This window comes from Methylobacterium sp. J-077 (assembly GCF_022829365.1).
Classification (GTDB): domain Bacteria; phylum Pseudomonadota; class Alphaproteobacteria; order Rhizobiales; family Beijerinckiaceae; genus Methylobacterium.
The window spans coordinates 1-8,617 of record NZ_JAKSYJ010000035.1 but is presented as its reverse complement, the minus strand read 5'-3'; the positions used below and the strand labels follow the sequence as shown (position 1 = coordinate 8,617).

Here is an 8,617-nt window from a genome sequence, read left to right as displayed (position 1 = left end):
ACCTGCTGGCCGAGGCCGGCCTGCCCCGGCGGGCGATGCGCATGACCGTGGTGATCGACGAGAAGGGCGAGGGCCACGCGGTCCTGACCCTGATCACCGACCGGGGCGACCTGGTCCTCGACAACAAGACCAACGCGATCGAGGCCTGGCACAAGACCGGCTACGTGTTCATCAAACGGGAGAGCCAGGACGCCACGGCCTGGGTCTCGCTCGGCGGCGTCACCTCGCCGGTCACAACCGCCAACCGCTGATCGGGCCTTCGGCCCACGCGCGTCATAGGATTCGAAAGGGCCTGAGGCCCTTTGGCAGGGTTCGGGACGGCGTCCCGAGAGGTCCCGTTCAGGCGGCGCGGCTCAGCGAGGGCTGGGCGAGGTTCGCCACGAAGGTCTCGACCCGGCCGATGAAGCCGGCGAGATGCGGGGCGATGCCCCGGAGGCTGGCGAGGTCGCGCACCAGGATGTCGCGCGATAGGGCGCGGTCGCCTTCGGTGGGCGAGCCGGCCAGATAGGCTTCCACGGCGTGCTCGGCGATGCCGATAGCACCGGCCCGACCATCCTCGGCGAGCGCTCTGATCACCTGCTGGATGGCGGGCTGCATCGTGAAATCCTTCTCTGGCCTGAGGCGATCCCGCGACGGGATGGCCGAGTTCTTGCGGAGCTTCTGATCAAGCCGCGAATCTCAGCGCGGGGCTCCCCTGTCTCAAGCCGGCAAAGCTCGGTGGAATCAAGGCTTTCCAGAGGGGAGCAGGGCGGCCATTCCATGAGCGCATGCTGTGGATTGCAGCAACGCGAATGCAACACCCTCTTGAAGTGGAACCATTCCGGGCCCTGGAGCGTTCGCCCTTCCACCTTTAGCCATTGTGCGTTGCACGCCCGCATGTCACCTTCCCGTCATCATCGGTCGATGGGGCGTGGTCCATGCGGCACGCGGATGGTGGACTTCCGGCTCTCGCGCTCCTTGCGCCGCACTGGCGCGGATGGACGATGCCGCTGCGCCGAGCCCGCCAAGCCGCCAGCCTCGCCCTGGTCGGCACGATCCTGATGCTGGGCGGCGCCAGCACTCACGCCCATGCCCGCCTGACCCTGCCCGACGGAACAACGAGGCCCGAAGCCAACGGCCCGATCGGTGCGATCGTCGGCTGGACGGAGTTCTGCGGGCGCATGCCGGAGGAATGCACCATCGACGCCGCGGAGCCGGCAGCGATCCCGCTCACCGTCGCCGTGTGGCGGACGCTGCGGAGCGTCAATCACCGGGTCAATACCCGCATCCGGCCGATCACCGATCAGGCGCATTGGGGCGTCGTCGACCGCTGGGACTTTCCCGATGACGGGTTCGGCGATTGCGAGGATTACCAGCTGCTGAAGCGGCGCATGCTGGCCGAGCGCGGCCTGCCGCGGCGGGCCCTGCTGATGACCGTGGTGATCGACGAGACCAATGCCGGCCACGCGGTGCTGACAGTGCGCACCGACCGCGGCGATTTCATCCTCGACAACAAGACCGACGCGATCCGCCCCTGGCGGCGCACCGGCTACAGCTTCGTCAAGCGCGCGGGCCAGGACGGGACGGCCTGGGTCTCCCTGGAGGGCCGGGAGGGCGCCGCGCAGGTGGCGACCGCCGAGCCCTGACAGGTCTTCAGGTGCCGACCAGCATCGCCGCCAAGTCGAGGGCGACCCGGCCCGAGAGCAGGCCCCAGCCGCAGGCGATGACGGTCGCCAGCATCACGAACGGCATCGGGCGGCCCTCGATCTTGCGGCCGCGCAGGGTGTTGCGCAGGATGATGAACGGGGCCGAGAAGGCCAGCATCGGCAGGGCCGCCACCGCCGGCAGGCCGCCGCGCTCCAAAAGGCTGAAGCTCGCGCGCCGGGCCGCGAACAGCTCGAAGGCGCTGGCGATCAACCCGGACAGCGCGAGGCCGATGCACAAGGTCCGGATCGATTCGAGGGCGGCGGGCGTGAGGACCATTATTCGCGCTCCTAAAAAAGGCTGCGCGGAGTTTAGCCACACGGTTTACTGATTGTTAAGCAATCACGTGGGTTAGCCTTAACCCATACACAGGTGCGGGCCGGTGGAACCCGGCCCGCGACGTGCGCATCAGGCTTCTTCCTCGAGGTCGATGTCGAGGATCGCCATACGGAACACGAAGGAGTCGTCGCCGTCCTCCTTGTCGTCGGCGATCACCCCGATCGATTCCTCGCCGATGAACACCTCGGCGGAATCGCCGGTCTTCATCGCGGTCAGGCGGATGTTGTTGTTGGCGAACTTGCGGCGCAGGTAGTCCTGCAGCTTCGCGGTCTCGGCTTTGGTCACGCTGTCTGGCCTCCCCTGTGGGCGCTGACGCCCGGATCGGCGGAGGGCTTGCCACGCGAGCGGCGGAGCGGCAAGCGCAGCTTCGCCGGTGTCAGATCCCGTCGCCCACATGGATGAACTGATCGAGGGCGACCAGCTGGTCCATGGCCCGGGCCGGATCGTCGCAGCCCGCCGTGCCGACGACGCGGGCCGGCACGCCGACCACCGTGGTGTTGGCCGGGACCGGCCGCAGCACCACCGAGCCCGCCGCCACCCGGGCGCAGGCGCCGACCTCGATGTTGCCGAGGATCTTGGCGCCGGCACCGATCATCACGCCGCGGCGGATCTTGGGATGGCGGTCGCCGCGCTGCTTGCCGGTGCCGCCGAGCGTCACCCCATGGAGGATCGACACGTCGTCCTCGATCACCGCGGTGGAGCCGACCACGAGGCCGGTGGCGTGGTCGAGGAACACCCCGCGGCCGATGCGGGCGGCCGGGTGGATGTCGCACTGGAACACCTCGGAGACCCGGCTCTGCAGGTAGAGCGCGAGGTCGCGCCGGCCCCGGGTCCAGACGTGGTGGGCGAGGCGATAGGCCTGGAGCGCGTGGAAGCCCTTGAAGTACAGGACCGGCTCCAGGGCCCGCAGGGTCGCGGGGTCCCGGTCGATCACCGCGCCGATATCGGCCCGGAACGCCTGCCCGATGGCGGGATCCGCCCCGAACGCCTCGTGGAACGCGTGGGCGACGAGCTCGGCCGGCAGCGACGGGTGGCCCAGCCGGGCCGCGACCCGGTGGGCGACGGCGCCCTCCAGGGTGGCGTGGTTCAGGATCGTCGCGACGATGAAGGAGGCGAGCTGCGGCTCGGTGCGCAGCACGTCCTCGGCCTCGGCGCGCAGCCGCGACCAGACCGGATCGCAGACCGCGAGGTCGCCCGCGTCGCGGTTGAAGGCTGGGCTGAGGGCTGGACTGGCGCTCATGGACGGTGGCTCATGATCGAGATGTCGGGCTCGCTGTTCCGAGGCCGGATCGGACCCCAGCGCCCGATCCGGCTGGGCGCTGCAGCGAAGCCCTGGCACAGCGACGAGCGAGGTGAAGGACCCCCGCCGTCGCGGGTAATCCTAGCATATCGTGCTACAGGCCAAGCCATGCGCGGGGCGCTTGGTCTCAGGCATCGTGCGTTCCGAAACTGGGCGGACCCGGGCGAGACGAAGCCATAGCGTGGTGCGCCGCACCACGTCGATCAAGGGTCAAGCGGCGGAGGGCGATGCCGCATCGGCCCCGCTGTCACCGGTTCCGCGATCCGTTCAGCCGGCGAAGGCCGCCTCGCCGAACCGCGCCTCGATCGCCGCGACGAGCCGATCGACCATGGTCTGGAGCGGGATGTCGGAGGTGTCGACCGTGGCCGAGGCCCGGGCGTAGAGCGGCTCCCGGCTCGCCAGCACGGCGCGCAGCTCCTGCATCGCCGAGGCGTGGTCGCCGGTGGTGGCCAGATGGCCCTGCTCGCGCACACGGCTCATGTGCTCCTCGGGACGGGCGCGGAGCCAGATCGTGTAGAACGACTGGAGCAGCAGGTCGTAGGTCAGCGGCTCGGCGACGATGCCGCCGCTGGTCGCCAGGATCAGCGGGCCCGGATGCTCGGTGAGGCGGCGCAGGGCCGCCTGCTCCAGCCGGCGGTAACCCTCCTGGCCGTAGATCGCGAAGATCTCCTGCACCGAGAGCGCGTTCTCGCGCTCGATCTCGGCGTTCAGCTCGACGAAGGTCCAGCCCAGGCGCTCGGCCGCGAGCTTGCCCAGGGTCGACTTGCCGGCGCCGCGCAGGCCGATCAGCGCCACGCGCAGGCGGCCGCTCGATTCCGGCCGGCTGCCGCCGGACAGCGCCTCCTTGGCGGCGGCGACCTGGGCCGGGGTCGCCTGTCCGAGGAGGTCGCGCACCACCGGCCAATCGGGCAGGCCGTCATGGCCGGTGATCAGGTCGTCGAGCCGCACGCCCATGGCGTTGGCGACCCGCCGCAGCAGGATGATCGAGACGTTGCCCTGGCCGCCCTCGAGCTGCGCGATGTAGCGCTCCGACAGGCCCGAGGTCTGGGACAGCACTTTGCGCGACAGACCGCGCACGGTGCGCGCGTGCCTGACGCGGCGCCCGAGATCCGTGAGAAAGAGCGATTCCTGTTCCAACACGCCGGTCATGGCGTCGTCCGCTTTCCTGCCAGCCCGAAAGCAGAGTGCTTGCCCTGCATGTCTGCCACTTCAAGATGAATTCTGATTCGCAACGTTGGATCGAGCGGGTGCTGCTCGACCTTTGGTGCGAACCCTGACGTATCCTGCCCTGAAGTCTGTATTGCGCCGCCTGTGCCCGGCCGCTTCGACCGCTCGACGGGCCATTGCCGCGCCGACCCAACCCTGTTGCTGGCGTGGCGCCTATGTGTTGCGGAACGGCCCGGTGGTCAAGCCTTGAGCAGGATCCTCGTGTGGGCAGAGGTCGGGCAAGCAGTGGTTGTCCGATCCCGATCCGGCGTCACTCGACGGGGATCGCCGTGGCCTCGCGGACGGGCGCGGCGGCCGGGGCGCGGCGTGGCGCGGCGGCGGCCAGCAGCTGGATCGAGGGCCGGCGCGGCGGCAGCGGCACGTCCACCGCCTCGGCGACCGGGGCCGTCACGGCCGCGGGAGTGAGGGCGGCGCCTTGTGTCGTCGCGGTCGGCTCGGCCTGCGGCGAGAGGCGCAGTTCGGCGAGCTGGGCCGGGGCGGATTCCGCCATCGCGCTGCCGAGGCCGGTCGGGCGGCGCGGCGGCAGCGGCACCTCCACGGTCTCGACCGAGGCCATCTGCACGACCGGGCTCGCCGCTGCCGGCTCGACGGAAAAGCTCGCGAGCTCGACCGCGCCGCTGAAGGCGGTCGGGCGCCGGGGCGGCAGCGGGACCTCGACGGTCTCGGTCGGCACCGCCGCCACCGCGGCGGCGGTCGGCGCGTAGGCCAGGGCCGCCGAGGCGGCGGTGGAGTCGCTGACGCCGCCGCCGAACAGGCTCGCCAGGGCGCTCGCCGAGGCCGCCACGGGGGCCACCACCGCGGCCACCTCGCTGGAGATGCCCTGGCGCTTGGCCGCGTAATAATACCCGCGGTTGTAATAGTGGTAGGCTTGGCTGACGTTGCCCTGGGCGGTGCGATAGGCCCCCGCCAAATAGGCGACGCCGTAGCGCAGGTTGGTCGCCGGATCGAGCAGCCCCGCGGCGTCGCCGGTATAGCCGAGGCTGCGCGCCGTCGCGTGCTTGATCTGCATCAGGCCCAGCGCACTGCCGCCCTTCGCGTTCGGATTGTAGTTGCTCTCGCGCCTGACCACCGCGTGGACGAAGCTCGCCGGGACGCCGTTCGCCTTGGCCTGCTGCTCGATCAGCGCGTCGATGTTGTCGTGCGCGCCCTGCCCGAAGGCGGCGACGGGCACGACCGCGAGAGCGGCAGCCAGGAAGAGGCGATGCATTCCGAGACCCGGTCCAGCTTGTTCTGGTCAAGCTAGGTCGCGGGGAAATGAGGCCGGAAAGCGGCCCGGATTCGACGGCCTGTGCGCGACGGGGACGTGGGGCGCGTCTGTGCCTCGTTGGCCACAGGTGCGCGGCGTCCGGTTAACCATCCCGGTTATCCACAGGGTGCTGCGTTCGGGGGCGGTCAGGGCAGAATGAAGCGCGCGACGCCGTGGGCGAAGCCGTCGGCGCCGTTGCCGTCCGTCACGGCGCTGGCGGCGGCCTGCACGGCCGCCTCGGCATTGCCCATCGCCACCGAGAAACCGCTGCGGGCGAACATCGGCCGGTCGTTGCCGGCATCCCCGAAGGTCGCGATCCGCTCGGGCGGGATGCCGAGATGGCGGCTCATCCAGGTCACGAACCGGCCCTTGTCGAGCCCGGGCGGCGTCACGTCGAGGTAGTAGGCCTGCGAGCGGTGCACGGTGGCGCGGTCGGCGAGCGCCGCCCCGATCCGGTCCTCGCAGGCGGCGAGATGGGCGTGATCGCGGCTGACCCCGACGATCTTCGAGGCGGCCCCCATGAGCGTGCCGAGATCGGCGACCACGCGCGGCTCGGCGCCGATGGTCCGGCGCTCGAGATCGGTATAGGGGCCGTCCGGGTCGCGCAGGCACCAGGCGCCCTCGGCGAAGACCCAGACGTCGAGGCCCTCGGTTTCGAGGCGCTCCAGGGCCGCCCGTGCGGCGGCTTCCGGGATCAACTGCGCCTCGATGGTCGAGAGGTCGGGGCGGACGACGCTCGCGCCGTTGAACGCCCCCATCGGCAGGTCGAGGCCCAACTCGGCGACGAGGGCCTTCAGGCCGAGCGGCGGGCGGGCCGACGCGATGCTGAACCCGATCCCGGCCGCCCGCAGCCGCTTCACCGCTTCGATGGTCGAGGCGGCGAGGGTCTTGTCGTCGGTCACTAGGGTGCCGTCGACGTCGGAGATGACCAGGGCGATCCCGGTCGCCTTCTGTGAATCCGCACCCATGGCTCAGGTCCTTCCGGCTGGCGTGCGGGCGTCTTCGGCGAGCCGTGCCACGACGCGATCGGCGATCGCCTCCGGCGGCGCGTCGATCCCGACGGTGATCGGACGCTCGTCGGGGCCGGGCGTCTCCAGGATGGCGAACTGGCTGTCGAGCAGGCGGGGCGACATGAAGTGGCCGTGGCGCTCGGCGAGACGCCGGGCGACCAGGGCCCTGTCGCCGTCGAGGTAGACGATGTGCACGTGCCGGCTGCCATGGGTCAGCACGTCCCGGTAGGCCCGGCGCAGGGCCGAGCAGACCACCACGCCGGATTCCCCGGCCTCCAGACGGTGCCGGATCCAGACCGCGATCCGGGCGAGCCACGGCGCGCGATCCTCGTCGTCGAGGGCGTGGCCGGCGTGCATCTTCGCCACATGCTCGGGGGTATGGAAGCTGTCGCCGTCGACGAAGATCCAGCCGAGCTTTTCGGCGATCAGCGCCCCGATCGTGCTCTTGCCCGAACCCGAGACCCCCATCACCACGAGAACCTGCGCCGCGCTGGCCGCCGCTTCGGCCTCGTTCTGAATCCGCTTCTCCGAGGCCATCCGGACCACCGTGCTCAGGGGCGCGACCGCGCGCCGCGCGCTTCATCAATAGGATCGGGGGACGGGAAGAAAAGGTTTCTGGGGAACACCGGACCCCGCCTCGATATCCTCCGGAACCCCGGGGCGGGCCTCGCGTTCTCGTTGGCGAAGACGGAACATTTCAGGAACGAGGATCCCATGGCCAAGGCAGCCGACAAGCACGACACGACCCAGGAGAACCCGAAGACCGATCCGAAGGACGTGTCGAACCAGATCAAGGATCCGGATCAGTGGACCACCGGCGGTGAGCCGATGACCGGGGCGCAGGCTTCGTATCTCAAGACCCTCTCGGAAGAGGCCAAGGAGCCGGACGCGTTCGACGCCGACATCGACAAGGCCGAAGCGTCCAAGCGGATCGACGATCTGCGCCACAAGGCCGGCCACGCCTGATTTCTTGAAGGGTTCGCAGTTCGGGAGAGCCCGGTTCTGCACGGATGCATTCGCGAGGGTCGGGACCTGTCCAGGTCTCGGCCCTTCGATGTTTCGGAATTCGGCACCGAAAACGCCACGTTCCGGAAATTCCATTAAGTCGGCGGCAATGCAGGTCGTGCCAGACCGGTTCACCGCGCCGTATCCGACCGGGAGCGGCGGGAGTCGGGGTCACGGATGGCAGAGCCGAGCTGCGACAGGCATGGGACGCGTCCGGGACGCTGCCTTATCCGTACCCGCGACCTTGCCGGGCGGGCAGTGTCCCGCGCCGCGCGGTTCGCCCGCGACGCGCGCGGCACCACGGCGATGGAATACGCCCTGATCGGCGCGCTGATCTTCGTCGTCGTGGCCGGCAGCATCCGGTACTACGGCTCCCGGATGATCCCGATCTACGCCCAGATCAGCAGCGCGGTGACCCAGGCCAACTGAAATCCGGTGGTCCGGCGCCGCGATCCCGGACAGGCCGCACAAATATCCCGTCTCGGCCTCGAAAAAGCTGTGCTTAGCGAGGATGAAACCGCCCTCTCGCCCGTCACGGGCGGAGTGTGGCCCACCCGCTACGGACACCCTGGCCGCTATCGGCTAGGCACGGGCTCGGCAAAACCGATGGGCAACATCTGGATGCGCAAACTTCCCCTCGCTCTGCTCGCCGTCACGGCGATGTCGGGCTGCACGTATCTGCCCGCGGCGGGGCCGACGGCGAGCGCGATCGAGGCGGGCGCGGAGGTTGCGACCGCGGACGGCGGCGTGCTCGCCCGCTACGAGATCATCGACGTCACGCCCGCCGTGATCGAGGCCCTGCGCGGA

Annotated in this window: 11 protein-coding genes and 2 pseudogenes; 5 read left to right on the top strand and 8 right to left on the bottom strand. The window is 70.1% G+C overall.

What is annotated here, in order from left to right:
• Positions 1–251: transglutaminase-like cysteine peptidase (locus MKL11_RS01660; protein ID WP_243939667.1), on the top strand; the 251-nt coding region annotated here is incomplete at its 5' end.
• Positions 252–339: 88 nt separating this feature from the next.
• On the opposite strand, the gene MKL11_RS01655 is transcribed toward MKL11_RS01660, so the two are convergent.
• Entirely contained in the window at positions 340–597 is a 258-nt protein-coding gene (locus tag MKL11_RS01655) for a hypothetical protein (protein WP_007565945.1), read from the bottom strand.
• A gap of 320 nt (positions 598–917) precedes the next feature.
• On the opposite strand from MKL11_RS01655, the gene MKL11_RS01650 reads away from it, so the two are divergent.
• On the top strand, positions 918–1,625 hold the full coding sequence (locus MKL11_RS01650; protein WP_243939666.1) for a transglutaminase-like cysteine peptidase: 708 nt from the start codon (positions 918–920) through the stop codon (positions 1,623–1,625).
• A 7-nt stretch (positions 1,626–1,632) separates the two neighbouring features.
• Here MKL11_RS01650 and MKL11_RS01645 read toward each other — a convergent pair whose 3' ends face one another.
• From MKL11_RS01645 to MKL11_RS01615, 7 genes and pseudogenes are all read right to left on the bottom strand, one after another.
• Positions 1,633–1,962, bottom strand: coding sequence for a DUF6949 family protein (locus MKL11_RS01645; RefSeq protein WP_243939665.1), 330 nt, complete (start codon positions 1,960–1,962; stop codon positions 1,633–1,635).
• A 129-nt stretch (positions 1,963–2,091) separates the two neighbouring features.
• Entirely contained in the window at positions 2,092–2,307 is a 216-nt protein-coding gene (locus MKL11_RS01640; protein ID WP_007565940.1) for a DUF3126 family protein, read from the bottom strand.
• A 91-nt stretch (positions 2,308–2,398) separates the two neighbouring features.
• Positions 2,399–3,262 carry a serine O-acetyltransferase gene (gene cysE, locus MKL11_RS01635; RefSeq protein ID WP_243939664.1) on the bottom strand — a complete coding sequence of 288 codons (864 nt, stop codon included), beginning with the start codon at positions 3,260–3,262 and terminating at the stop codon, positions 2,399–2,401.
• Between the two features lie 327 nt (positions 3,263–3,589).
• Positions 3,590–4,486 (bottom strand): annotated as a pseudogene (locus MKL11_RS01630) (helix-turn-helix transcriptional regulator); the annotation flags it as partial.
• A gap of 313 nt (positions 4,487–4,799) precedes the next feature.
• Positions 4,800–5,756 carry a lytic transglycosylase domain-containing protein gene (locus MKL11_RS01625; RefSeq protein ID WP_243939662.1) on the bottom strand — a complete coding sequence of 319 codons (957 nt, stop codon included), beginning with the start codon at positions 5,754–5,756 and terminating at the stop codon, positions 4,800–4,802.
• A 185-nt stretch (positions 5,757–5,941) separates the two neighbouring features.
• The gene (locus tag MKL11_RS01620; RefSeq protein WP_243939661.1) at positions 5,942–6,763 is read right to left on the bottom strand and encodes a Cof-type HAD-IIB family hydrolase; all 822 of its coding nucleotides are present in this window, start codon (positions 6,761–6,763) and stop codon (positions 5,942–5,944) included.
• Between the two features lie 3 nt (positions 6,764–6,766).
• Complete coding sequence (locus MKL11_RS01615) at positions 6,767–7,342, bottom strand: gluconokinase (protein ID WP_243939660.1); 576 nt, start codon at positions 7,340–7,342, stop codon at positions 6,767–6,769.
• Positions 7,343–7,519: 177 nt separating this feature from the next.
• On the opposite strand from MKL11_RS01615, the gene MKL11_RS01610 reads away from it, so the two are divergent.
• From MKL11_RS01610 to MKL11_RS01600, 3 genes and pseudogenes are all read left to right on the top strand, one after another.
• Positions 7,520–7,771 carry a DUF3072 domain-containing protein gene (locus tag MKL11_RS01610; RefSeq protein WP_243939659.1) on the top strand — a complete coding sequence of 84 codons (252 nt, stop codon included), beginning with the start codon at positions 7,520–7,522 and terminating at the stop codon, positions 7,769–7,771.
• A gap of 297 nt (positions 7,772–8,068) precedes the next feature.
• Positions 8,069–8,239 carry a Flp family type IVb pilin gene (locus MKL11_RS01605; protein WP_243939657.1) on the top strand — a complete coding sequence of 57 codons (171 nt, stop codon included), beginning with the start codon at positions 8,069–8,071 and terminating at the stop codon, positions 8,237–8,239.
• 192 nt (positions 8,240–8,431) lie between these two features.
• Positions 8,432–8,617, top strand: a pseudogene (locus MKL11_RS01600) (sugar transporter); the annotation flags it as partial.